This is a genomic window from Haloferax sp. ATB1 (genome assembly GCF_000730175.1).
The window spans coordinates 1-25,687 of the sequence record NZ_JPES01000022.1 but is presented as its reverse complement, the minus strand read 5'-3'; the positions used below and the strand labels follow the sequence as shown (position 1 = coordinate 25,687).

Genomic DNA, 25,687 nt, shown 5'->3' with positions numbered 1-25,687 from the left:
GGTGACACTGAGAGAACTCCGCGTAGAGCACATCCGTGTAGAGTCCGCGTAGATTGTCACTGTTGTTCGCTTAGACGTTGACTCATTTTAATGCCTCCATCTAAAACTGATAATCGAGCATTATCTGACTCACGCTGTTTTTAATTATAGTGACTGTGGCAGCCAAGAGACACACTCCGTCCCGAGAACCGCTGCCAGCGATTTTGCAACACTACGAACGACTTACCAATTCTTGGAAGTATACACAGTACTCGTTGGCGAAACACTGCTCACACAGCGGTGCTGTCTGGCAGACTAGTGCACCGAAATCAAGGAGAGCAAGATTGTACGCACGGGCCTCGTCAGGTACCAGTCGCTTCGTGAAAGTCAGCTGTTCAGAGTCTGTATCGGGCCACGTATCTCGAAATACTCGACTGTACACCCTCCCAACGTTCCTGTCAAGTACCGGCAACCGGTCACCACGGACGAAGCACAGCGTGGCGTTCGCCACGTACCTGCCTACTCGTGGAAGTTCCATCAGCGGTTCTGGCTCGTTAGGGAGGTGGTCGTGTGTCAAGGCGATCTGCTTCAGTGCCTCTGCGCGCATGTTTTGGAATCCAAGAGGTCCGATAACTTCGACAAGCTCGTTTTCACTAACTTCCGCTATCGTATCCAACGTAGGGAACCGTTCCAGAAACACCGGATAAACCGCCGCCACGTTATCAGCAGGGGTCTGAGTTAGGAAGAACTCAGCCACGAATACCTCGTACAGTGTTCGGTTCGGTTCTCGCCATGGGTACTCACGGCGGTTTTCCTCGCCCCATTCGAGCAGGTTCGTCCGAAACCGGCGCTCTACCTCAGACGTCATCAGTTCTCACTCAGTCGTCAGCGACGGTAGACTCAACAGACGGCACTGTCGCGCCGACGTGCGAGAAGATTGCTTGACCCATGAACTCTCCGAGCTTCGGGGGGACTGCGTTACCGATCAACCGGCCCAGATTCGACACACCAACGTCCTCCCACTCGTCGTAGAAGTCGTAGTCTTCTGGGAACGTCTGCAGCAGTGCCCCCTCGAGCAGCGAGAGTGCCCGATTCTGATCCGTATCGTAGTGTCCAAACCGACCGCTTCCGTAATTGTAGAACTGGGTCGTGATCGTTGGAGAGGGTTCGTCTGGCCGCATTCGGCTGTAGGGTGCCTTGTAAGAGCGTCCACTCGCCTTCCGGTGGCAGTTCGCGAGGAGATGGTCAAGACCCTCTTCTTCCCAGAGAGTCCAGTCCCCACCAGGCACCATATTATCGATACGCTCTAGGTTCTTTTCCGAGAGAGAACGTGCTCTATGCACGTCGTTTTCGTCACTGACTTCGCCTGCTTCGATCGATGGCAGGTAATCAATCGTGTCTTTTACCGTCGGATAGTCGTCCTCACTCTGAACCGGGGGTTCAGGCAGAGAGATTGGCCCTCGCTTGGATGCCATAACCACCCACCGCTTCCGCTTCTGTGGGATCCCGTATTGGGGGCCGTAGACGTTCTTGTTCTCGTCACTGTTGACGTGGTAGCCTTGGGATTCTAAACTCTCGATGAACGCGTCGTATACGCCATCCTCCTGTTTCACCTGAAGTACGTTCTCGGTGACGACGACATCTGGTTCGACGTACTCGACGATCCGTGACACCTCGTTAAGCAGCCCCCACTTGTTATGATCCTCGTGGTCCTTCCCCTTCGAGTGCCCCATCGTGGAATACGGTTGACAAGGGGCGCACGCCGCGAGGACCTTTAGGTTCGTATCCCACGGGTACATCTGTGCGATTGGTTCAGGGTTCTTTGCCAGCGCGCGGATGTCTGCTCGTACGTATTCGCCGTCTATGTTCTGTTCGTACGGGTACTTACAGTCCGGATCCTGATCGATCCCTGCGACGACCGAAACACCGGACTGCTGGAGGCCATAACTGAGTCCGCCAGCACCGCAGAATAAATCCACTGCAGCTACCTTCATAACCCACTTTCCTGCGTATCGTCACATAAGCGTTCGGCAACGAAGCCGTCCTGACTACCTCCCTCCGTGCCGAGAGGCCGTCAGTGTCACCCGATTAGAACATCTCCCCGTTTTCACTGGTGGGAGTCACCAACTCGTAACAGTAATACTAACTAGGAGGTCATAGTTTCGTACGAGTATATCGGTTTATAATATGGGCCAAGAACAGATTCAAATCAACGAAGCAACCGAGTGGTTCTTCTTCAGTGGTGGGCCAGGAGCACCACGCTACGGCGACGACCCGACCAAACACGCCGTAGACCACGATGCCGAGGCGTTCGTCCGTGAGGTCCTTCAAAACGCGAACGATCAGGGCCTCCCGAACGGTGATCCGGTCGAAGTGACGTTCCGTTTCGTCACGCTCACCGGTGACGAGAAAGAGGAGTTTCTCAACGGACTAGGCTGGGAAGATGGACTCGGTGAACGGATGCAAGCGGTCGCAGACACGCACAACGGGCATCGCTACGAACGAGTCGTTGAACGAGTTAACGACCCCGATGCCGAGCTCCGACTCCTCGTCGTCGAAGATAGAAACACAACCGGGTTGACGGGAAGCTGGGACGGGGATTCCAACTACGCCGCGCTAGTGCGCGATGAACTCTACAGCAGTAAGCAAGACGACACCGCAGGTGGCTCGTACGGCCTCGGCAAGTCGGTACTCTGGACGTTCTCGGGAGCCTCGACAGTCGTTTTCAATTCGCATCTCGCCGGTGAAGGCAAAAACGACTCGCCCCGTCTTATCGCCCGTTCTAAGTTCCCCACACACCAACTTCAAGAGGACAATACGACGTACCAAGGTGCGGGATGGCTCTGCCAGCCAATCGAAACTGACGACGGCCCTCGTCCAGAATCCATATGGGGAGAGCGCGCCTCGTGGCTCGCAGAACAACTGCACGTGGAGCGACCGTCTGTCAGCGGAACGAGCGCTATGGTCGTCGAGTTCCAGGATCCAACGCGGGACGAACGACCGGACGTCGAAGAGCTCGCACAAGAGTTCGTTGACGCCTCTGTCAAGTACTTCTGGCCAGCGATCTATCGGGGTGATCTCGAAATAACGGTCGAAACACCCAACGAGATACAGACAGCCGACGTCGAGAGCGTCCCGGCGATTCGACCGTTCGTAGAGGCCTACGAGGAGAGAACTACGGACGCTCAGACGTTAGTAGACCCTGGAGACGTCGCTGGACTCGATATCCCGGTCAATCTCCCGCCTCGTGCCGATGGGGCCGAGACTCCCGACGGTACGGTTCGCTTGTCGGCTCGACTCGCATCCCCTGCAGACGACGATTCGTACCTGAATAACGTCGCACTCTTCCGGGGAGCGGGGATGGTTGTCAAGTACTACGACCAGAGTCGTGTCGCCTACGGTGACCGGAACTTCTTCGGCGTACTAGCCGCCGGCGAAGCGCGATCAGAAGGGACCCCCTCGGATAGTGATCGAGAGATCGACCGATTCCTGCGGTTCGCCGAACCGCCCGAGCACGACGAGTGGGAGTCCACTGAGAACCTCCGTGAGCAGTACCAGCGTGGATTCAGGATGGCTCTCGACGATATGTTCGGAACACTGCGTGATGGCCTCCGCCACTTGATATCGAAGGGCAGCAACGGCGACTCCCTCTCCGACAACGTTCTGAACCGGTTCCCAATCCACGGGAGCGGAAATCCCCGATCCACGACCTCGCCAGCCGACCCTGTCTTCGAGATCAACAGTTCGTCCCACTTCGACGGCGACGCGTGGGAGATCTCTGGTCGAATCAAAGTACTCCCAGAAGAGTTCGGCGGGTGGAGTGCCGACATCTCACTCACCGGAGTTGGTGAGGACGGCTCCCGTTACGATGACATCCCAATCGACTACGTCGAAATCGAACAATCCGGCGTAACCGTGTCGGACGAAGATGGATCTGTTCACCTCGTCGCCGACGAAGACGTCGGTGAACTCTCGTTCTCGGGCCGTTCTTATTCCGACGAACCTGCTGACTTAGTTCACGGTGATGTCGGTGCAACACAACTAGAGATACTTGCAGAGCTACAGACTCCCGAGGAGGATCAAGCGTGACCAGACACTCTCAACGACACCGTACTACGACACTTCCGTTCAGCTACTGGGATAAGGGTGTAGATTTCGATTTGGACTCGTTCACTGTTGACGAGAGGGACCGGAAGGCGATCGACCTGAATCCATCACAGACAGAGATTGACCTCGCATCGGCTGTATCGTCGTCTGACAGTAGTGAAGAGCCGGATTGGAACACGATTACTCTCCACGGGAAGCTTCGACTACCTGAGGAGACGGTACAGGCAGTCTTTCCAGAAGATGAAGAGACAAAGCCTCCGGCCAAACTCTACGTCACCATCCGCTGTCACGAGACGATCTATCGTGACCGGGAAGTCATCTCCGAAGCACCTACCACGCCCGGTGAATACGACGTCAGAATAGAGATCCCGAAGGATACAGTCCGAGGGACTGTCGAACTGCGCCCGTATCTCGTTCGCACCGAAGCTCATCCGGGAGGAGAACCGGGTGGTTACGCCGACCAGAAGAACTTCCGCGTCGCCAGTGGGACGCTGTACTACGTCGTCGTCGACGGCCACGACCAAGAAGAGCGAGCGGCCATCGACGGTGAGCGAGTTCAGTTCTCACAAAATGCTCACCTCCCAAACGGGAACAAGCTATACTACCTCGACTTCCGAAACGAGAGTCGTCCGAAATTGTGGATCAACTCCGACCATCCCCGTATTGCTGAGGTACTACAGAGTAGAGGATCTGTCGGGGCCGAGGCTCGAATGCGTGACGTGATACTCGATCAAGTGAGCTACGGTGTATGGATGCAACTGCTTGTTCGTGCTGGGAGTGCTGTAGACGTTGAGGGCGAGGTTGAACACGAGTGGCAGGAGATGGTGCTCCAGACGTTTGCTCGGAATCTCTACGATACTAGTGACGTATCAGAAGCGACTCGCCGTCTCAGGGACGACCTCTCTGACCCGCAAACTCTCCCCCACGTAATACAGCGGGTCGATAGCGAACTTCAGGAGTACATAAACCCCCGAGAGCAACTGATCCATCTCATGGAGGAGGGCCTCCAGATCTAACGTGACCGAGACAGAATTATACCGACTGACCGAAGACGGACGTCGCCTCGTGGGCGAGTCGTTCATGAAAGGCGAGGCGACGTTGACCGACGAACAGCTGAACGAGTACGTAGAGCCTATACCGGGGCATCCGACGGGTGACCTCGACAGGATCGATACCGCAGTAACCGAGGTTCTGGAGGAGTACCCCGAGTACGAGACAGCAATAGATGGCTCACTCGCCGAAGAGATTCACCGTGCCCTCGACATCACGAGACGAACTGCCGGAGACCCGGGCCTCTGGCACTGGCTAGCAGTCGTCCAATATCCCGATCTCGTCCGGCACCGTTGGGAGTATCGCTCCGAGGAGGCGATGAGAGAGAAGTTCCTCGGTGCAGGCTCCGACTTGTACTCGAACGCCATCCACCGGCTCTGGTGGATCGCGGAGCTCACTTCGCGTGGCGACGATTATTCGACGACTGACGCGGTCTTTACCAACCAGACGATGGTCAACAAGGTGTTCGACCGCTGGTTCGCGCGCTACCAACCCGCCGTCCGAGCCATGTGTGACGAGCTTGCAGACGAACCGTCGCGTGTCATAGACGAGACGACCCGGCGGTTCAATCACGCACTGACGAATGTACAACTCGAAGGGCTGTCAGAGAACGAGGCACGAGAGATGGTTAGACAGATCGTTGCTGAGTCTCGGTGAGAACCACTCACTCAGCCTCGATAGTGAGAAAGTCGTCTATGGAAAGAATCTGTAATGCTGAGTCCGTGTCGTAGCGACTCACTATCTGGTCGTTGATTCGCTCCGGTACGGATTTGTCTTCTGAGCCCAAGAAATCCGCAAAGGAGTCGGAGAGACCATCACCGCTCTCATCGGCGTTACCACCTTTTAGAGTACTTCCTGTGTCCTCGTCGCTTCCCAAGAGGTCTTCAGTGTCTTCAGTGAGGAATGTACCCGATCCGCCGTTTCGACTCCACACGGCTGCATCACAGAGAACTCTGATATCGGCCTCGTTCTCGACGACACCACGTAGCTGGCCAACTAACTGAGCATCGACCCATCAAGGGCCAAGACAGTGAGGACTCCGTCGGTTTCGAAGAGTTCGTCTCTCGCCTTCTCCAGTCGATTAATCAACTCGTTCAATCGACGAACCACTTCAACGTCATCCATCTCGGTGAGGTCGGAGTATAGGTCGATGACGTATCGAACGTCATTCTTCTGGTGCAGGTCAGTGGGCTCGTACTCGTCCAGATCGTCTGTCGCGGCAAACTCCAAGAGCTCGCGGTGGATATCTTGGTGTCGATCAGCTACCGAGACGAACTCGCGCTTGATGCGCTCGCTGGCGACTTTGTCGAAAGTTGACTCTTCGAAGAGTACTCTTGCGCCTTTCTCCCCTTCGACAGCGTAAGCGAACAACACGCAGGTATCGGTGAACACGTCCTCTACGTCCCCACCAGGTGCGAATTCATCCATCTCGACGCATCGCCTGGAGCGCGGCCGTTCGACCGATTCTTTCCACGTCGTCGTCGTGTTCTGGGTACTGAGCTGAACCCGGAACTAGGCCAGCGTCCACACACGACTCACTGACACTGTCGATGTGTTTCTGTAGGTTATCTTCCACAGAGAAGTGTTTCTGGGCAGACCACTTCCGTAAGGTCGGAGCGTTCGGACCCTTTGCAGTCTCTTTCGACATCAAGAGGGCGGGATACTCCCAGATCCACTCGTTGTAGACCTGCTTCAGCTCTTCTAGCGCGGCCACCTGTGACTCCGTGACTTCTGATGACCGCGTCTGACTGAGGACGAGAAACGCGTCCTCTACCAGATTCGTGAACTCTCGGACTTCGTCGAGAGTCTGACTCAGGGAGTCGACACTCACCAAGCCGAGGTGGATTCGAGCAGCAGCACGTCCGACGTCCTCGTATTGTTCTATTCCAAACACCGAACGGTCTACTGAGGATGCCCGCCGGGCCGTTCGAACGTCCTCTAAGACGGAATCAAGGTGCTGTCGGAGCGCAACGTTCCCCAAGTACAAGTCCCGATATTCTTCTGGCGCATGCGATCCGTAGAATGTAGCAAGGAAGTCCAGATCGCTCGCATACCACGAGTCCTGGTCTAACCCGGGTGTGAAATCACTCCGTCGGTAGAAATCGACGATGTCGTCGAAAGCCGCCGTGAATATCCCCGACTCACGTGCGTCCGGTGTGGGCATCTGCGTGCTCGCCGGGCCTATTGTTCCCGACTTCGGAGCTGCTGGCATCACCGCCCCGAACTTGTACCAGCTATACGTGACCGGAAATGCCTCGTCGCCACCGGTGAAGTGCTCAACCGCGAGGTACGTGTACTTCTGTCGCTTGATCCGAGTTCCGTACTCCCAGTTTAGGTCCGAATGCTCTCTCACTGCCTGTTTTAGGGCAGTTTCGACTTTTTCGAGGACATTAGACTCGTCTGGTGGGGTGTCCGGATGCATTACCGTGTTTCCTCGGGGATCGGTGTTCGAGTGTGCGACACGAAGTACGTGAGAGTAAGTGTACTACCAACCTTTTCCTACACGCATAAGTATCTTTCTGCCCTTGTTGGGGCGGAGTTTAGTTACTTGACTTCATACGTCTGTTGAGGTAAGCGACCTGAGTAACTGATGCTGCCAATCACGTCGTCTCTCTCCTGTACTGCTCCGATTGACGAGATAGGGTGCTTTTCGACGCCACAAAAACATGCTGAAATCTATGTAACAGGTCTTGTTACGGTCCCAACAAGACCGATCAATTGCACCTCAACATACGTTCTTACAGCGAAAAACGAACGCGCCTTGAAAACGCGTTGCCGTCCGCTCGCGCTCTCAACTTTCTTCTAACCCCGTCGAAAAGCACTCGCTGAGGTTTTGCGAGCATCTTGACCAACTAACTCAACGGTCTGACTGTTTCTCAAACTGGTTTAATTAGACGGTGCCACTCAAAATGATGGCAATTATCATTAGTATTTATATTGTTTCATTTGGTTGATTGGATGTATGGCCTCTGAGGCCAAAGAAATCAAGGGAGTTGTTTCCAGAATCAGTGGTAGTGGAAATGCGATACTCAAGACGGACAGCGGTCGAGAAGTAAATCTTGGTCCACTCACCCGAGACGTGGTTGGTAAAAGAGTGAACGCTATCAAACTCACCGGCGCGTGGGCTCTCTGTATCGACCCGAGCTACGTTACCGATGAGTATCTTGAAGAGATGGATTCTAAGATGAGAGGATCCAGTTTTATTGACGAGTTCAGACCGTTAACCGAGGGTTCTGCCTCACCGGACGATCTTGGACGCACAGTGCAAATTGAGGCAGATTCCACTCAAGACCACATTATATACGAGGGTGGTAAACCACTTCGGTTACATAACTCAAAATTACTGAAGAGGGCCTTATCTGGCCACAAGATCCCTGTTGATATCGTCGCAGTAAGACGGGGCGTGGCGATTGGTGTTCCTGCCCTTGAGAAATTGGAATCTGAAGTAATCGGTCCAGGCGATGTCGTCGAAATGAATGTTCAACAAACTAGTGACGACAACAAAAATACGGAGGGGTACACAGTTGATTCTAACTTACCTGTGTATGCAGACACTGTTATTGCCCAACCAGGAGTAGTACTGCGTGTCGGTGTTGAATACGTCTTCAATACCCACCTTCACACGAGTCAAAGCGCTCTCCCTGATGCGGTATGGCCTGCTGAAGGGGACGTGATTTACGTTAGACTTCACGAAGTGACGGAGGGTGTAGGCTACGGTACTAGCGACGGTCTCCCGACTGTTCTTCCTGGAGCCCTGAATTGTCTTGAGTCAATTGAACCTTTCAAGGCAAAAGTATCCGAGTATTCAGACGGTGTTTTGACTGTTGATGTAAGCAAATTAGGAAAGACAGACCGACCAGAAGTGGGGGACGTGGTTGAAGTGACAGTACTTCACCGTGAAGACAAGGGAACATTGTGCTTAACGAGAGACGTCCCCGTCTGGATCCCTGGTTCGATTCCAGAGGGTGTAGAGTCACTCAAATGTAAAATTATTGGTGTCAATACTTCAATTCTTGTGGGGACGGTCGCTCAGTGCCCGGACATCCGATCACTCGAACATTCAGACAAAATCAGACTCCACGTCACTCACCAAGACGGTGAAGATGGTGTTGGTTCTTACAAGGGAGTTCCCATCGTAATCCCTGGTGGGTGTGAATTGGTTGGAGAAAAGGTAGACGTAGGTTTCGTTCAGGCAAATGACGGCTTCGTAGTCGCAGGTGTAAATGTACTCAAACGACTCCCTAAAGTTGGAGATGAGCTATTTATATCGGCCGAAGATTACAAGTCACGAAACGGTCGATTGTGTTTCGTCGATTCTCTTCCTGTGTTCCTTCCAGAAAGGAGCAATTGGCCAGCAGGAAACGTCCGACTCGGTGTCAAAGCGGTGACTGCCGCAGGGGTACACGTGAGTGTCGATTCGCTACCACCAGAAAGAAGACCAAATGTTGGTGACGAAATCGAAATCCCGACCTCAAAATTGACACCTGATGACGACGTCATCCTAATAGAACAGATCCCCGTTGAGATTCCTCCGGACCTATGGGCTTCCAAAGGAACTCTTATTCTCGGCGTTAGCAGTGTGGAACCGTATTGTCTCCGGTGTTCTGTTCGTGGCCTTCAAACTGGGTCGCTCCCGGCAGTTGGAGAGCGAGCCGAGATGGTTGTTGACGGGACGACCGAAGAGGGCAGCAGGGGTCGGATTTTCGGTATTCCAACGTTAGTTCCACGTGGAAAACTCAAGAAAGGTGATTCACGCGAGGTATTAGTTGTGGAACACACTGACGAATTCTTGACCGCTGTCGATATCGACGTTAACGAGTATGATATCAACATCAACCAAGAAATGCTCGCCGACTATTACCGAGCGCTGGTCAAAGCGCAAAAAGCCTGGCAGGAGAACGACTTCGAACTTTCAAGAGAATGTTGTCGGGAGGCAGCCAACGTCATTCCTGCCGACTCCAATGTAGCAATGTTATTCCGAATGGATGCACAGAGGCACGAAATCCTGCTGATGGGTGAGCAAATTCATAGATCTCAGGGAGTACGGAAATCCCAAATCGCTATTCAAGAGGCGATAGACGATCTCAATCTCCCAGATCTGAGTGTTTCTCCTTTGATGTTATGAACGAATTGAAAGCATATCGATTCGCTCTCACCGGAAGTGAAAAATGACGGTTCAATGAATGCAGGGTACCTGAATGCGACCATGCGTAAAATGAAAGGGGCAAAAGAGTCCAATAATAACCCTTGGTCGGCTATAATACCACACCCAATCGTGGCCTCGTTTCTTGCCTCTATTCAAAAGCCTCGAGTCCCCGCTGCAGAAGTTGCGGACGAACTTGTGACCCAGACACCTGAATATTGGCCATTTTTGACCATCTCTGAAGTATCCGGTTTTGTGTAGTACAAAATTTATGAAATTCTAGATTCATTCAGGTGTGGATCTGTGGCCTAGTGCGTACCGGAGAAAAGAATATCAAGCATTCAGATGAAGTGTCATTTGTGTCTTTCACGGAATTGTTTCGCCGATCTGCAATACCGAGGCCCGTTTTAGACGATGATGTGGTCTATTCGGACAACGCACCGATTACCGTGCCCTTTTCGACACGACTGCATGCGGGGTTGGTCCGGTACGCTCTAGCCGAAAATGAGGAGTTGTGCATAGTGACTCCTACCATGAAGGCCGAACATCTCCCTCGATTAGCGTTAGATGCGCTCTGGTCGATTTCCGGTACTGATAGAGATATTATTTTTGTCATGAGTTCTGACACAGACGTTCGAGAAAAATTCCGACGGCTGAAGCCTCCTATAGGATCGGGTCGAAATACAAAACCATACAGTGAGGTTGAAATGACTGTTGCGAATGTTAATACAAACGGTGATTTGTCTCGTGTCACCACAAACTCTAACGGGGCAAGCCACCCTAGATTTCTGTTCTCTTACACTAGCAAGAGAATCCCTTCAGACGTCGTAGGTCAGAAAGTAGCATGCGTCTTGGTTGACGACTCTGTCAAAATCACACAAGAGAGGCTGGACAAAGTTCGCACCTGGAGGCAGCAAAACGACGTACCTACTATCGCCTACTTCACGAGTGACCCGCTAAGTGATCTTTACGATATTGTGAAAAGTGACTCAATAGTTTGGACGTGGCCACTGGAATTACTTGAGAGAGCTATAGATACCGACGAACATCGGCGACAAGGCGTTTCTATGCTACAAAATGGATATTCTCCGTCAAGTACCAAGGATCGGGTCTCCACTCAGATCGTGAACCGTGTCAACGGTGTTAACGTCGAAATCAACGTCCCCGGTGGTGAAAAGATTGAAGAGCTGTTCTCGTCGGTTCAAAACGAGCAATACAACTTCGAGAAGTTGGTTCACAGATTAGATTCTGACGTACTTTGGAAGGCTCGAAGTTCGATTCGATATTCCATAAGAGAGTTCGAAGAACTCTTGGCCCCGATAGAATTAAGCGAGGTCCATTCTACGGGTCGGTCTATCAGCGTCCGTCTCAATCAGTTAGATAGATACGCATCCATCATCAGTTCGGATCCAGATGCCGCTCCTGCTGTAGGTACATATCGAGACGTTCTCACCGCTCTCAACAGATTACGAGACGAATGGCCAGCTATCCCTGAAGACCAGAAGAAAGAGGGGCAACTAGTGACTCACCTGATGACGATCGCAGATTCTGAGGAAAGTGTAGCGGTAGTCACACCCACCGAGCGGGGGACACAAGCAATCGCAACTCACTTGCAAGCACACTACGGCCACCTCTACTCACAGTTAGGTGATGATTTGCACATCCACGGTCCGAAAAGCGTTCGATCTGCAACACCAGTAGACCACGTCTTGCTGTATGGTGCTCCGAGATACGGCCAAAGAGACCTACTTCGACTATCGATATCGCCACATCTGGTGGTTCTCGCGTATCCGTCAGAACTCAGATTACTCCGGAGTCAAGTCAACTCACTCAACGAAGCGTTCGAAGACGCTACGGAGTTTCCAACTTGGGAGTTGGCGGCGTCAGCGACCACAACTGCCTGCGAATCGGATCAGATACACCCAAGTCCCGAACGAATAGACGTAACGGTCCCAGAAGAAGGAAACCGGGAGAAGAGTAGTCTAGTATCCGACGTTGACCTGAGGAGTGGAAAAGGCGAATCCGATTTAGCTGACATCGTTCGAACCTTTGACCCAGACTATCTCTCGCCCGCTCAGGACCCGATCAGGAATCAGGTAAACGAACCAGCTTCGGAGCAGACTACATCAACGACGAAGTGTACCATTTTAGAAGTGGAAACGGGCGGGAAATTATACTACAGACCCACAGACGAAGTTTCGGTCCTTAGAGCGGATCACCAAAAGATACTGACTAAAGAGTCAAGAAATGTGTCCATCGGAGATGTAGTTCTACATTTTGAGGACTCTGAGGAGATGAGAGATGAGCTCTATGGGTTAATTAGAGAACGTGGTGACGCACAGTTAGCGTTCTATGCTGGAAGTTGGCGTGCACTCTTAGAGCAGGCGATCAAAGAGAAAGGGGACGACTTAGACGATTTCATAGAGCGTGTCGAAAATCACCTGAACCCAGATGAATACAAGGTCAAACAGACTTATCGGAGGTGGTACAATATAGACGTGACGCGTACTCGGTCGAAAAGAAGTATGAGGGCGATGGCCTCTGCGTACGAATTGACGTTTGTTGAGGACAACCTCGACGTTGTGTGGAATGCAGTTCACGAGATGGAGAACCTCTACCACAAATTGAAAGAAGCAATAGAAGAACATGCTCTCCGTGCTGCTACGACCGGTGAGTACGAGGATACGGTCGTGAGCGAACACCCGCGAATCCAACTCAGTGATTTCGACATTGAACATCATTTGCACCAGTGTACCATTACGGGGAAAGCGACCGACAAGGTCCCGCCGTACAAGATCGGAACGTACGACCGCCCGTAGTTGTCATTTTTGCTCACTCGTTTTTCCTCGGACTCTTCCAGAAATACGACTTCAACGATCCCGTGTTTCCCGTCAATGCGCGAAGCCACTACCTGTAATCCACACACGAAGCCAGGTTGTCGGTTCAGGCATGGGCCGTTCATCGATCCGTGCTTCTATAATCGATTGGTCAGAAGTATGGCTTCAGCAAAGTCGGTGAATCCACAACATGAGCAGTATCACCGATTATATCGGCAAATCAACTGGGTGAGAGTACTCGAACACTTCGTCGAACACCGTCGCAGCGCCCTCAACGATGTCGCCTTCGACGACGACGCCGAACTCGAAGTTAGTTGAGAGACTCGTATCGGTCAGGTTCGCGCTTCCGACGTAGCAGACCCTCTCGTCAACGATCACGATTTTCGCGTGTGTCGCAAACGCCTGGGACCCCTGCTTCTCGTCCCATCGGTAGAGGTCTCTCACCTCAAAGTTGTCACGGTGTTCCTCGTCTATCAGGTTCCACATCTTGTTGAGTGTCGTTCGTGTGTCTCCTTCCTCGTCTGCGGTTTCTCGGGTCAGAAGGTGTGTTTCGACACCCCGCCGAGGGAGACTTGCAAGGTCGGACACGAGTTCGAGTGATGGATCGAAGTACGGGTTGGCGATTCGTACCGACGAATCGGCGTCGAACACCTGGTTTCGAATCGTAGAGGCGATGTCGGGGACCGAACGGACTCGTGCGGAGGTCGGTTCGAATCCCCCCGGGAGTGTGGCCACGAACTCAACGATGTCGTTCTGGTCCGTCGGGGTGGAACGGGCTTCTGCTGCAATCACCGCGGCTTGCTGGGTCAGTACTCGGTCTACTTCGAGAGGATCGACTTCGAAAGTATAGGCTGCAAAACCTCGCTCGTCGGTCGCCGATTGAGTCGCTGCTCCGTTCTTCTGAAGACAGGTGAAGAGTGCAGCCGCTTCTTGGGTAGTTAGCGGTGTTTCTAACCCCCGATCTACGTCGTCCCGAGTTACGTCCCTCTGGTCGAAACCCAAGATGTTGTCTCTGATAGCGACGACACGGTCAACGTCGTCGAACTGGCGGACTACAGCGAAGTTCGTACAGATCGCGTCGTGTCCGTCGGTCACACGTATTCAGACTCCCAGAACGCGGGTATTCGACCTCTGTCGTCGCCGACTAGATACCGTCGGTCGAGGCTCCCGTTGGCGCTCTCGCACGCGACTTCACTCATGTGGAGGCACGCGTGGCAGGCACCGTCCTCGTGTACACACACCGGGTCGTACACGCACTGCTGGACGTCCGCGATTGTTTCGTCCACCCAGGGGTGAATCCTCGTCTTGAACAGCGTGTGCATCCCTCCTAGGGAGAAGTGTTCGGTGCTGCTCGCGTAGAGGAAAATCGCGGGAATACTCGGCATCACGTACTCCGAGATGCTGTTGCTATCGAGACCACACTGTCCGCTCGCCGTCCGCATCAGCGCGTGGCTCATAGAGTGGAGGAGCGTGTATACTTCCCGTGTGAGGTCGTCTTCGATGGGCGAGTATTGGTCACGGAGTTCGTTGGTGTCTACGTTCTCCAAGAACCACTCCTTCAGGTCACTTTCATCGTCTGTATCGGGACGTTCGACACCACGCAGTGAGCCCTTCTCGTCAAGCCACTCGATGATCGCTGATCGGTCCACTTGGAGGACGATGGCCTCAGAGGGGGTTTGGTCAACGTACACGGGGGTGCTGTCTTCACCACGGGGATGTGGGAACGGCTGTAGGTCCGTCCGCGACCGTTCGGGGCGGTCGCGTGTGAACCCGAACGTATAGTTCAGCAGGGGGAGATTGTCCACGACCCACGCCGACGCGATGTTCACTTTCTGGAGTTTTTCCGGGTATACCTCTGCCTCCGGATTCGATTCGAGGAAATCTTCCTGATCTAAGAGACCGTCTAAAGACAGAGGAGTGGGTTGGCGCTCCATCCCCTCCGTCGTGTCTATGTTCCCTTCGTATCCCCGAGTCGAGCGAAGGTAGGTGAAGAGTTCGTGAGAAAGCGTCGAGTACGCCTGATCTGCGTCGCCGTCGATGTCTTGCTGAGAGGGGAGCGTGACACGTTCGCGGTTCTCTTCGACGACCTCCTCTCGCGTCGAGCCCTTTATTGTGTCCTCCGCGACATCGAAGACGTCTCCGAGATCCACACCACTCTCGATCATCATTTCAACCTGTTCCGCGCCCACTTTCTCCTTCAGTTCCTCTATCTGCTTCTCCCGGCGTTTCGCGTCGCGTTCATCTGTCGTCATCCGGCCGAGTTCTTCGTAGGTCTTCCCCTCCTCTTCGACGACGTCGTCTAAGTCACCGAGGTGGGCGGCCATCAGTATGCGGGCCCAACTCTCCCCGTATTCGATGTCGTCGCTGTATCGTTGGTCGATTGGAAGGTTGACGAGGACGTCGCCCTGAGAGTAGTAGACGGAGTTGCTCGCTATTGGACGGAAGTACACTCGTTCCTTGTGGCACTTGGTACACCGCTTCGACATATTTCCACAGAAATCGCCACACTTGCCACAGTAGAAGTACCACGAGAGCGGGTTGTTGATATTTTGCTTGTTGAGGTGGATGTGGTCGTATCCGTGGTTCGGATTGTTACAGGGTTGCGGGTTGATCGACATCATGTTCCCGCAGTCGTGCACAAGGACGAAGGCAAGTTGACGGAGTTCACCGCCACATTCGGGGCACTCCCCGTTGGTGTAGACGAAGTGACTGGGCTCTTTCTTACTCACGACCCGGTGGCAGCTCCGATTCTGACAGTACATAGTCAGCGGGTAGAGCGATCCGACGACTCGATTCGGTTGGCGGAAATCCACATCGTCAACGTCAAGGTCTACCCAGGGTTCCTCGTCGTCGTTCCGGAAGCTGGACGCCTGAGTGGCGATCTGTTCCGCGACGTAGTTGGCGTCGAGCGAGCCGACCTTGTCGGTCTCCCACCGGGATACTTTCATCGACAGTCCCCGTCGCCCGTAGTCGAACAGCGACTTGGGACCGAATCGATACATCACTTGCGCCAGACCGCGTTTCATCTCTGAATCTGTCATTTTTACTGCCTCCTATCGAACATATTCAGCACCTGTGCGGTACCCATATCGACGTCAATCGGGAGTTGTTCGTCTATGTCCCGTAGACTCCGCATTGGTCCTCGGTCGTCCTCACTACGCTTTATCATGCTGCCGATCCATCCCTGGAAGCCGTCCTTCGGGTGGCCGGACATGCACCGTTCCCAGATGTCGTCGAACTCTTTCTCCACTTTCCGCTCGTAGAGATCTACCGTCCGGTCCTCCGCCCACTCGGGGCGCTGGTCGGACGTGACACAGTAGGACCGCTTCACGAATTCGAGGAGTTCGTCCTTGTCAAGATCGCCTGCACGCTGCGCCTCTCGGAACGAGTCGTAGAGGTACACACGTCCGACGGAGGATTCGAGCTGCTCGTCGTAGTACTGGAGGAGCATCGCAGCGAAGATACCCGGCATCGTGCAGCTAACCGCGAACTCGGCCCACCGTTCCAGCGGGGTCGCTTCGACGAGGAGATCCTGGAAGTCGTGGTACCTGTCGAACCGCGTGTAATGGGAGCGGTCGCGGACGTGAACCGGGTTGAACAGATCGAACACGGTACCCGTGACGTGGCGACCGACACGGGAGTACGCCTGGATGTACTCCGCAGTCTGTCGTGGCATCCCAAAGAACGATATGAAGTTCAGCGTGTCCACGTCAACCCCGTGTGATATCATGCTCGTCGCGTTCACTATGTCCACGGGGTTCTCGGAGTCGTCCGATTCGAGACGCTCCAATACGTCACGAACGACATCGAAACCGGTCTCACCGCTCATCACTACGGAGGTCAGCGGGTCGCGCTCTTCGTCGCGTGTCTCCAGCCACGGGTTGATCATGGAGGGGACGGCACGCTGGAGACGGTCGCTGTCTACCTTCTGGATGTTGTACGCGATCTGCGTATCGTAGTACTCCAAGATGTCCAGAACAGCGTCCCGCCTTTCCGAATCGTTGTCAGGGAAACCGAGGTTGACGACCTCCCCGTACGGTGTCGTGCGGTGATGTTCCCGCTCTAACGCCGCCGAGAGTTCGTCCGGATTCCGCTGGTAGTGCTGGATGACGTCAGCGTACTCACGGAGGACCTCAACCAACGCGTACGTTCGTGATACGTTGTGTGGGACTGACCCGACGATTCGACGACCCAGTCGGTGGGGGTCCTCGTACGCGTAGAACGACTGTTTGAGGAGCGGACCCGGAGATGGATATGTGTTCACGTCCTTCCAATAGAGAGCGTGGACTTGGTTCTCGGCACCCTTTATCGTCGCCGTCGCGGTGACGTTCTTGATGTTCCAGCCGTCACCGACCCGGTCGGCCCACTCCTGAAGGAACGTCTCGTAGTGGGAATCGAATGCACCGAACTCCTCACGGAGCAAGTGGAGTTCGTCCTGAATCAGGATCGACGGTGGGTCAACTGGGTCAACGTCCGCTACGTCTTCGTCACAACTGTACCGCGAGTATCCCCGGTTTGCAACTAGACATCGGTTCTCTCCCGAGAATCCGTGTTTTGGACAGCGTTTCTTCAACCGTCCGAAGAGGGTACGGAAACGACGCTGCATCCCGACGACGGCGATCTTGTCAATCGTGCTCACCACGAACGTCGGAGCGTACCGATACACCTCGCGGTCCGTCACGTAGATGGGGAGCTCCTCTTCGTCGCAGGCGTCGTTCGTGCAGATGTGGAGGAGTCGCATCCGGTCGTAGTCGCCGTCCAGTTCAACAGCGTCCTTACCACAGAACGGACACGTCGTAACGATTTTCCACTTTTCGGCGTATCGACTGTCCTCCTCTTTCACCAGACTGATGTTGTCGGTGAGGTTTCCGTCGTCGTCCGTCTCCATCAACTGGTTCGGGGTATTCCCGCTCCCGACGAAGTACCCGAGGCTGAACTCATCGGTGTCGGGACACTCACGGCGGCGGATGAGTTCCGCCTGCGCGAAGACGTCTGCAATGCGCTGGAGTTGCTGGAGGGATAGCAGCCGGAGGGGGAACTTCGTGAGAGCGGTCGTCCCGTGAGCCTTCCCTCGGAGTCGGTCTCGGAACGCGGTGAAGACGACGAGGCCGAGATACGCCTCGGTCTTTCCACCACCGGTCGGGAAGTAGATCACGTCAACCTCGTCCAGACAGTGGTCCTCTGCGTCGATATCTTCGGTTTGAGCCACGACGTCCGGGATGGCCATGACGATGTAGATGATTTGGAAGAGGTACCACTCCTCGTACTTCTCGCCCATCTGGTCGAACGTCTGGTTCATGAATTTGAACGCCGCCCGACTGTGACCCACGTCGTCTCGGATGAGCTTCCGGCCCTGGTCGAAGCGCCGTCGTTCCTTCTCGAACGCCTCCAAGTTCTCGTCGAATTTCTCGCGTGCTTCGTCGCTCCGGTCGGTTAGAACTTCGGAGCGCATAGACTCGTACTGTTCCCGAGCTTCTGCCATCTCCCGAGAGATACGGTCCAAGTGCGCCTCGATAGTCCCCCACGCGAAGTCGCTGAAGGGAGCTGAGAGCGTCTCTCGACTACGGTACTTCCGCTGCTCGTGGACTGGAACGGTCACCGTCTCTATAGTGGTGGGATCGGTCCGTTCGACGCTACAGTTGCGTCCGAGCCCGTCCATCTCTGGGTCGTAGTGGTACTCGTTTCTGATCTCGTCGGAGACGAACGGCTCAATCGGAGTCTCTTCGACGGAGACTTTGGAGTTGACGTCGAAGAAGAACGCCCGCCACTCCTCGCCCTTCGGGTCAAGCGCGTCGGGGTACTCTACACCGTGTTTGTTGACGAAGGAGACGGAGACGATGATGTCGTCCTCGTCGTATTGGGCTGTGAGTGATATCTCGAAATCCCACACCGGCGTCGGCGTGCCTCCACTAAATCGTTGTTCTAAGAACGTCTCGAAGGTTTCCTCGTCTTCGATAGCGGCTTCCGGGATCTTGTCCGCGTTACGACTGTCTATCTCTTCCGGCGGGTCTGGCTCCCGGTATCGGCGCTCGTCTTGCCGGTAGGTCTCCATCGCCCCCATCAGCGCATCGTCGTCTGTGAGGGGAGGTAGCTCACCGTCGGACTTCGCAGCTCGCTTTAGGTCTCCCGCAGTAACTGTGAGGGGTCCAGCGTTGATCTGAACTCGTTCGTACACTGGACGGAGCTCCTCTAGCGAAGCGTCGTCTCCGGAATACCCAACGGACTCCCCATCCTCGGTGCCCCCTGCCTCGGACTCTTCGTCTTCCTCGGGCAGCGTGAGTGCGTCGTCCTCGGCGATCTCCGGGTCGAATCCGACGGGCCCACCAAACTCCTGTTGCTCCTCGTAGGTCGGTAAACGGCGATAGTAGACCTTCGCAGTAGGATTGATCGTCACCGTATCGTTATCCGGAACTGATGCTGGGAGCTTGAACTGGAGCCCCATAGTGAAGGGTGCGACCCGCGTGGCGATGTTCCCGAACGCGTCGTCGGACTCTTGGGCTTCGCGGTACTGGTACTGGCTCGCCAGCGCGCCCGCGAAGAACTGATCCTTCGGGTTAACGTCGTAGACGGTCTGACCGTAGTCGCCCCGTCCCGTAATTCGTTCGACGAGTCGTTCCAGTAGAACGTTGTTGATAGCTTGATGCTGTTGATACTCCTTGTCGTCTTCGTCTATCTCGTACGCGTCGCCCGGTGGTCGAACGTACCCACGAGAGTCGGATTGTGGTGGAATTTCACGCGGCCCAAGGCCCATATACACACGTCATGGCAGAGTGTCATAAGTTTAAGCAGGCAGACCTATTCGGGATAGCAAAATCTAGCTGGGGAACGGAGTAAGTTACTCTACTCACTCGTTCCAGACGCCATCTGACTGCCTATAACAAGAGGAGCGCAGCAGCTAGAACCAGGATAGGACAGTCATTCAGACAGAGCTTTGACTAACCAAAGCTAGACGGAGTGGTTAGAACCCACGTAATCGTCCGATCTGTGAACTCTTGGCCTCAACACCCACCTCTATCGATTCAACGTTGAGTCGGAAGAGGTACCTCCCAATCTCGAAGTCGCTGAGCCGGATGTCTGGGCTCTCTGACAGCATCACGTCGTCTAGTGTCCCTTCGGCAGCGGATCGAAGTGCCGTCTGTCGGAGTGCTTTCTTCAGACGACTGTAAATTGTCTCCATCTCCTGGACGGCGTTCCACACCTGGTTGAAGTTCTCCTTCACGCCTTCGAGGTCGTACGCATTGGCGATGGCCCAGAAGCTCTTCTTCGACCGCGTTCGGTGGACTTCCATCTTGTACCACCGCTCGTAGGTGTCGCGGTTCTTGTCGAGACCCTGTTGCTTCATCTTCTCCACGAAGTCGTCAAGGTTGTCACCGGATTCCTCCAGGGTGGCTTCGAGGTTGACTTTCCACAGATTCGCAAAGTAGTACAGTCCGACGTCTCCGCGTTCACGAATCAGCGCATACAATTGTTCGCGCATGTCATCGGTATCCTCCAGATGGACGACGACGTCGTGTTCCTTGAGGCGCGAAGCACTCTTCTTGAACAATTTGTCGTGTCCTTCGCGAGTGGTGAACACTTTGGTGTCCTTACGGAGGTACATGGACAGTCCGTCGTCGAAGAGGACGTTGAGACAGTCGATCTCGATTCGTCCACCAGCGGTGGTCGTCTGTTGCGTGGAGGATGTCTCGTACCTGGTAGGGTCGAAGTCCTCACTGTCCTCGTAATCTGTCTCGTACCCTCGAACAATTTCACCCAGATCTTCGCCTTCGGTCTCGTCGACGGAGATGTCCTCACCAAGATCGCTCGTACTGGGTTCCTCGTACTCTGGAAGGTCGATGTTCACATGTTCGACATCCGCGGGTTCGTCCGTTGCAATACGGGTCAGCTTTTCGATTACGGTCCAAAACGGCGTGTCCGCAATCGACTCAAAGGAATCCTCCAAGGCGTCCACTTGTGAGTGGAGGAGGCCCATTTCGATGGGGTACGCCAAGACGATAGCGTCCGTTGCGACATCGGTGCGGAGGAGATCGCGGTCACCCCACCGGAGTGCGCCATAGAGGACGACATGGTCCATCGGGTCGGCCGACCGAATACTGTGAGTATCGTGTATCGAGAGGTCATCACCCAGGTCACGGTAGAGAGCAGCGTGTTCAGACTGAAGGAACGTCGTGAGTGCCTGCTGTTGACTCTCTGTCGCAGTGACGACAGAAATCGAGTCCCCTCTATCAAGTGCACCGTAGAGCAGGTTGTCGACTAACACTCCTTGTTTCTTGTCGCTCGCAGGTACGGCGTCCCAAAGTTCCTCTAGCTCTTCGAGAGCCGAGACTACGTCCCGGAACGTCCCTGTTGCGGGATTGGCCTCGGGATCAGACGCGATGCGGTCCGCGAAGCGATCAAGTTGCGCGAGCCGGCTCGATATCGTCGTCCGTCGGGCATGAAAATCGGCCACGTCAAGGGGAGTCAAGAGCTCACGGAAACTCCCCAGAGCATACCGCACGAGTTGCTGGCCTCGCTTAAGGACGTCGACGTCCAACTTCCGTGTCAAATACTCGAACTTCGCTCTACGGTCGTTCGCCCGTTTCAGGGCCGCAAGGAGGTCACCACCGCCGCACGTATGGACGTCGATAGAGAGCCCTGAAACGCGATTTTGCTCCCGTTTAGCGACGACTTGGGAACGGCGAGTTGTCGGACTTACTTCCTCTACGGCGTCCATCCACTCGTGTCCACTCTCTCGATCACTCTCAACTACGGTGGACAGCAGTTGAGGTGGCCAGGTCCACAGGAATGCTCGTCTCCGTAATTTCCTCACTAGGTCTGACGTTGGATTGCTCGTGAAATAGATTATTGCGGGAACGTCGTTTCGTTGTTTCCACTTCAATAACCGGGAGAGTCGCTCTTCGTCGTACTTCACGGAGTCATCGTAGATCACACACCGAACTCGGTTACCGACATCGTCAGAAGGGATACGCGTGCTCGTGTACGAAAAGAGAAACCTTGCAGGCTTATCTGGATGGTTCTGGTTCTTCGTTACTGTCGCTAGGGACCCGTCTGTCGTCACATTAGCTATCGGGGTCTCTTCACGCGCGTAGCAAGCCTTGTCGTGTGGCGGCTGTAACGACGTCGGGGCCAGCTGCCGGAACCGCTCGCGGAACTCCGTGTTGGAGCTGAGCAGGAAGACCGCGTTACGGCCATCTACCTTGGGACCGAAGAGGGCTTCAAGAGCGTGGAGGTGTAAAAATTCGGCTTTGTCGGACGGTGTCACGACGACGACATCCTGGCCACGTTCTACCATCGCGTTTAGGAGTCCTGCATGTACTCTCGTCGTGGCCGGGAAGTTGACTAGTCGCTCTTCGTCGGCGAGATTACCGGACGAGATGAATGGCCGCTTAACCGCTGGCGTGTCGAAGAGCGCGCTGAGTGGCACAACTCTGACAAAACAAGTAGGGGTGGAAATAGTTTACTAAAGATTAGACAATTCAGGTGCACCCGTTGGGTGAATCCAATGTATGTTCTCGAAATACAGATCCTATTGTGGGGCGGGTAATCCAGTGTGTCCACTATGGATCTTAGACTCCCGCCACAAGGAGTTACGGTCTTGAACGAGACGTGAATTGAACAGTTCGATATGAGGACTTCGGCAGAGACCGAGAAACTAGATCGCTACGTCATCATCGTCTATGGTGGGTCAATAGAGCTCCCAGACGGAACGGCCAGATAATGAAGCAGCTTCGGCCAGCAAATAGAAACAGACCAATCAAGAAAGCTGATTGATGAACTTTCGAACCTCACTTGTCGCCTTCTGGGGGTCATCTGTGGAAACAGAATACTCACCTCCGATCACCTCCGTGAATCCTGGGCGGTGGTAGTCGGGGCCCGCAGTTTCGGCGCCCTCAATGTACCACTGGCCGTCAATAAATTGGAGAGAAACAACCCTACTTGGTTCCTCTACACCAACGAGTGAAACCTCGCCAGCATCCCATTCGTATTCATCAGGTCCATTGGACGGACCCACTGAAAGCTGTGCGCGTCGAGTTTGGTCCGTTTCCACGTCCGACTATTTTCTTCAACCGTTTCTGGAGGGAGGTCGGAGTCATCAAGGCTGGTCATATTCCAGATTAAACCACCCCCAACAATGAACATACTGGTGGACCGTACGGCCTCAAAAATAGGCGCAACTTACTGCCTTCCTGGCGCATGGGTTTCACTAGATGAACAGAATATGATCAGCTACAGTAGAATTTTCAGAATCAAATTCCATTGAACGGATTCGGGTGGAGAGTTTGAATCGATTATAGTTTTCAAGGGACACCCTCACTTTTCCACCTAAGCGAGGTTATCCGGACAAACACACCTACTGCAGTGATGTTCAGACGCTCGTCACATCGGTTCGATGTAGGTCGTGTGAACGATCAGTGACCCCGACACTATCGCTCGGTGTATTCGCTGCCGACTGAGTTAGAACACCGATAAGCTGAGAACACACAGAAGAAGCAGCACAGAGAGGAAGACTGACTGTTGTAAGATGCCACCCCTTCGTTGGTATCACAAGTCGATTCAACGGGTACACCCTTGGCCAAAACGAGTGGTATTCTACACCCCTGAATTCGAGGGTGAACTGGATTATAGGCCCTACACCCATGGTCTACAGGGGTGTACACCCACGCCGATTTCCCGCAAGGGTGTACGCAGAGCGGAACCAACCGAGGGTGAAAACGAATCACTATAGACATGGTTTATTCGACAGTGCTCGATTTCTAATTCGCTTGTGTTTACCCACAGGAGTCCTGCTACTGTACGAATCTACTCCTCATACAACACCGACCAGTGGGAACATCACCGCCTGCGAAGGCTCACTAAACACAACGTCAATACGCTAATTCGCCAGTACACCCTCTCGTTGGTGGGGTGTATCGACCGAACTCGATTCGCGTCAACGCCGAAACTGAGCGGGTCGACGACTGCCCATATTGAGCTTTTCGAAGACCCCTCATCTCGTGTAATGGCGCTCCTGAGTGTGTTCTGGGGCCTCCTCGACGTGAAACGCAGGTTGTGTCTCTCGAATGGAGCGTGTGCTTTTGCTCGTTGATTTTGAGTTGCCCCGATTGAATCGACGAGTAGATGCTATACTTCCGGGAGATTTCGAGGGTGTACTTCGGTACTGTCGGACTCGGAATTCCAACGAGGCTGCTTAGGGAAGGTAAGCTGGCTTCGAGTTCAGCTGTCGGCGAGACGGCGCGATAGTGCAAGCGTACGTGGTGAGTCATCCTCGAAGACCAAGGAATCGAGCCGGTGACTCTCGGCCGAAGAATGAACACGGCCACCGACAGACACCTCCGTAGCCGTTCGCGAAGCGAGAGACGGCAGACAGGATCACGACTTGCGCGGGTACGGATCAAATGCGTTCGTCTCAACCGACGAGGCGCACAACACGCACCCATCGTCCAGAATCCGCTCGCGGATGCCCGCGTCGACACACACCTCGACGCTGCACTCCGGGCAGTCAAAGACGAACTGACCTGGCACGGCAATCACGACCGAAGCACAGGCTCCTGTCAACATCTATCGCACCCCATCATAGGGCGGGAATACATAGGCGAGTTACACGTCGAGAATCGTATCGAGAAGCTTCGACTGAGCGGCCGAAAGGTGTTCGGTGAACGTCGAGCGGTTGATGTCGAGCGCCGCGGCGACCTCCGTCGCGTTCGCCTCACGGGGGTGCTCGAAGTACCCCATCTCGTGGGCTGTCTCGAGGACTTCCCGCTGTCTCGCCGTCAGTTCGTCGCGGTCGACGAACACGAGCGAGCCGGTGGCGGAATCCGGCTCTGACTGCGTGAGTCGCCGGAGCGAGACGCCGTCGAACGCCGATTTGAGGTTGACGACGATGTCACGGAACGACGCGAGGTCCGCGGCGACGAACGACAGCACGACCGCACCGCAGTCCGCTTCGAGGTGGCGGACTGGACAGCCGTGACACTCGATGAGTTCGCAGGCGCAGCGCGGCTCCTCGGCGGGAGAGTGGGTGACGCGGTAAATCGTCTTTTGTTCGTGGTGAAATACCTCGTCCGCGTCGTCAATCGCGGCCGACGAGGGGGCGGTAAACTCGACTGCGGCGGTATCGCCGGTCGCGCCGACCGACCGCGAGACGGATTCGACTGCGGTCTCCGAGGCGGCGGCGACTGCGTGGGACGTCGACGCTCCCGACGACGCACTCGACATCCGTGGAGACCCGCCGGAGCGACGGAAGGAGCGGGTCGCAGAACGGTTCACCGCGCTCGCGAGCGGCGAAACGTTCGCGCTCGTCAGCGACCGCGACCCGACGCCCGTCCGGCGGTTCCTCGGCGGCCTGACCGACCGCGCCCCCGCAGAAATCGACGGGTTCAGCGTCGAACGACGAACGCCGAACGACTGGCTGTTGACTGCGACGAAACCTTGACATCCTCCCCGCGCTGAAGCGCGAGGATTCCCGACCGCCGGTGGGATATTGTGGTTTACGACGTGGCCTGTTCTCGCGGTGCGAAGCATCCGCTCTCTTGGTCGAACAGGTACGTTGATGGCTGTGCCAACCAGCCGT

General features: G+C 54.7%; 17 protein-coding genes and 1 pseudogene. 6 read left to right on the top strand and 12 right to left on the bottom strand.

Annotated elements, in window-relative coordinates; all coding sequences use genetic code 11:
* Nucleotides 1-211: 211 nt before the first annotated feature.
* Both ATB1_RS03735 and ATB1_RS03730 read right to left on the bottom strand, forming a co-directional pair.
* Nucleotides 212-736, bottom strand: a complete 525-nt coding sequence (locus ATB1_RS03735) for a hypothetical protein (RefSeq protein WP_241768029.1) — start codon at nucleotides 734-736, stop codon at nucleotides 212-214.
* Between the two features lie 121 nt (nucleotides 737-857).
* Complete coding sequence (locus ATB1_RS03730; RefSeq protein WP_042662330.1) at nucleotides 858-1,973, bottom strand: DNA cytosine methyltransferase; 1,116 nt, start codon at nucleotides 1,971-1,973, stop codon at nucleotides 858-860.
* Between the two features lie 193 nt (nucleotides 1,974-2,166).
* On the opposite strand from ATB1_RS03730, the gene ATB1_RS03725 reads away from it, so the two are divergent.
* From ATB1_RS03725 to ATB1_RS03715, 3 genes are all read left to right on the top strand, one after another.
* A complete protein-coding gene (locus ATB1_RS03725; RefSeq protein ID WP_042662329.1) occupies nucleotides 2,167-4,068 on the top strand; it encodes a hypothetical protein in 1,902 nt (633 codons plus the stop codon).
* A 71-nt stretch (nucleotides 4,069-4,139) separates the two neighbouring features.
* On the top strand, nucleotides 4,140-5,102 hold the full coding sequence (locus ATB1_RS03720) for a hypothetical protein (protein ID WP_241768028.1): 963 nt from the start codon (nucleotides 4,140-4,142) through the stop codon (nucleotides 5,100-5,102).
* A gap of 82 nt (nucleotides 5,103-5,184) precedes the next feature.
* The gene (locus ATB1_RS03715; protein WP_241768027.1) at nucleotides 5,185-5,793 is read left to right on the top strand and encodes a DUF6339 family protein; all 609 of its coding nucleotides are present in this window, start codon (nucleotides 5,185-5,187) and stop codon (nucleotides 5,791-5,793) included.
* Between the two features lie 7 nt (nucleotides 5,794-5,800).
* On the opposite strand, the gene ATB1_RS03710 is transcribed toward ATB1_RS03715, so the two are convergent.
* From ATB1_RS03710 to ATB1_RS03700, 3 genes are all read right to left on the bottom strand, one after another.
* On the bottom strand, nucleotides 5,801-6,070 hold the full coding sequence (locus ATB1_RS03710; RefSeq protein ID WP_042662326.1) for a hypothetical protein: 270 nt from the start codon (nucleotides 6,068-6,070) through the stop codon (nucleotides 5,801-5,803).
* Between the two features lie 62 nt (nucleotides 6,071-6,132).
* A complete protein-coding gene (locus tag ATB1_RS03705) occupies nucleotides 6,133-6,564 on the bottom strand; it encodes a hypothetical protein (RefSeq protein ID WP_042662325.1) in 432 nt (143 codons plus the stop codon).
* The gene (locus tag ATB1_RS03700) at nucleotides 6,557-7,558 is read right to left on the bottom strand and encodes a hypothetical protein (protein ID WP_042662324.1); all 1,002 of its coding nucleotides are present in this window, start codon (nucleotides 7,556-7,558) and stop codon (nucleotides 6,557-6,559) included. The genes ATB1_RS03705 and ATB1_RS03700 overlap by 8 nt, the downstream gene beginning before the upstream one ends.
* Nucleotides 7,559-8,098: 540 nt before the next feature.
* Here ATB1_RS03700 and ATB1_RS21335 point away from each other — a divergent pair.
* Both ATB1_RS21335 and ATB1_RS21330 read left to right on the top strand, forming a co-directional pair.
* Nucleotides 8,099-10,261 (top strand): hypothetical protein, encoded by a 2,163-nt coding sequence (locus tag ATB1_RS21335; protein WP_128081375.1) that lies wholly within the window; start codon nucleotides 8,099-8,101, stop codon nucleotides 10,259-10,261.
* Between the two features lie 551 nt (nucleotides 10,262-10,812).
* Nucleotides 10,813-13,098 (top strand): terminase large subunit domain-containing protein, encoded by a 2,286-nt coding sequence (locus ATB1_RS21330; RefSeq protein WP_128081374.1) that lies wholly within the window; start codon nucleotides 10,813-10,815, stop codon nucleotides 13,096-13,098.
* 225 nt (nucleotides 13,099-13,323) lie between these two features.
* On the opposite strand, the gene ATB1_RS03685 is transcribed toward ATB1_RS21330, so the two are convergent.
* The 7 genes from ATB1_RS03685 to narO form a co-directional block, all read right to left on the bottom strand.
* The gene (locus ATB1_RS03685; RefSeq protein ID WP_042662321.1) at nucleotides 13,324-14,211 is read right to left on the bottom strand and encodes a phosphatidylserine/phosphatidylglycerophosphate/cardiolipin synthase family protein; all 888 of its coding nucleotides are present in this window, start codon (nucleotides 14,209-14,211) and stop codon (nucleotides 13,324-13,326) included.
* Entirely contained in the window at nucleotides 14,208-16,157 is a 1,950-nt protein-coding gene (locus ATB1_RS03680) for a Zn-binding domain-containing protein (RefSeq protein WP_052367678.1), read from the bottom strand. The genes ATB1_RS03685 and ATB1_RS03680 overlap by 4 nt, the downstream gene beginning before the upstream one ends.
* A 2-nt stretch (nucleotides 16,158-16,159) precedes the next feature.
* Nucleotides 16,160-19,867 carry a helicase-related protein gene (locus tag ATB1_RS03675; RefSeq protein ID WP_042662320.1) on the bottom strand — a complete coding sequence of 1,236 codons (3,708 nt, stop codon included), beginning with the start codon at nucleotides 19,865-19,867 and terminating at the stop codon, nucleotides 16,160-16,162.
* Between the two features lie 207 nt (nucleotides 19,868-20,074).
* Nucleotides 20,075-22,540 carry a DrmE family protein gene (locus tag ATB1_RS03670; RefSeq protein WP_128081373.1) on the bottom strand — a complete coding sequence of 822 codons (2,466 nt, stop codon included), beginning with the start codon at nucleotides 22,538-22,540 and terminating at the stop codon, nucleotides 20,075-20,077.
* 330 nt (nucleotides 22,541-22,870) lie between these two features.
* Entirely contained in the window at nucleotides 22,871-23,128 is a 258-nt protein-coding gene (locus tag ATB1_RS21325; RefSeq protein WP_128081372.1) for a hypothetical protein, read from the bottom strand.
* A gap of 1,358 nt (nucleotides 23,129-24,486) precedes the next feature.
* Entirely contained in the window at nucleotides 24,487-24,639 is a 153-nt protein-coding gene (locus ATB1_RS21915; RefSeq protein WP_198526033.1) for a hypothetical protein, read from the bottom strand.
* A 75-nt stretch (nucleotides 24,640-24,714) separates the two neighbouring features.
* Nucleotides 24,715-25,332 carry a transcriptional regulator NarO gene (gene narO, locus ATB1_RS22805; RefSeq protein WP_052367684.1) on the bottom strand — a complete coding sequence of 206 codons (618 nt, stop codon included), beginning with the start codon at nucleotides 25,330-25,332 and terminating at the stop codon, nucleotides 24,715-24,717.
* Here narO and ATB1_RS20205 point away from each other — a divergent pair.
* Nucleotides 25,265-25,549, top strand: a pseudogene (locus ATB1_RS20205) (DUF2249 domain-containing protein); the annotation flags it as partial. The gene narO and the pseudogene ATB1_RS20205 overlap by 68 nt on opposite strands.
* Nucleotides 25,550-25,687: the final 138 nt, after the last annotated feature.

Coding starts and splice junctions, on each gene's coding strand:
- ATB1_RS21330 (WP_128081374.1), top strand. CDS start 10,813: ATGAAGGCCGAACATCTCCCTCGATTAGCGTTAGATGCGCTCTGGTCG.
- ATB1_RS03700 (WP_042662324.1), bottom strand. CDS start 7,558: ATGCATCCGGACACCCCACCAGACGAGTCTAATGTCCTCGAAAAAGTC.
- ATB1_RS03725 (WP_042662329.1), top strand. CDS start 2,167: ATGGGCCAAGAACAGATTCAAATCAACGAAGCAACCGAGTGGTTCTTC.
- ATB1_RS03675 (WP_042662320.1), bottom strand. CDS start 19,867: ATGGGCCTTGGGCCGCGTGAAATTCCACCACAATCCGACTCTCGTGGG.
- ATB1_RS03680 (WP_052367678.1), bottom strand. CDS start 16,157: ATGACAGATTCAGAGATGAAACGCGGTCTGGCGCAAGTGATGTATCGA.
- ATB1_RS03705 (WP_042662325.1), bottom strand. CDS start 6,564: ATGGATGAATTCGCACCTGGTGGGGACGTAGAGGACGTGTTCACCGAT.
- narO (WP_052367684.1), bottom strand. CDS start 25,332: ATGTCGAGTGCGTCGTCGGGAGCGTCGACGTCCCACGCAGTCGCCGCC.
- ATB1_RS21335 (WP_128081375.1), top strand. CDS start 8,099: ATGGCCTCTGAGGCCAAAGAAATCAAGGGAGTTGTTTCCAGAATCAGT.
- ATB1_RS03730 (WP_042662330.1), bottom strand. CDS start 1,973: ATGAAGGTAGCTGCAGTGGATTTATTCTGCGGTGCTGGCGGACTCAGT.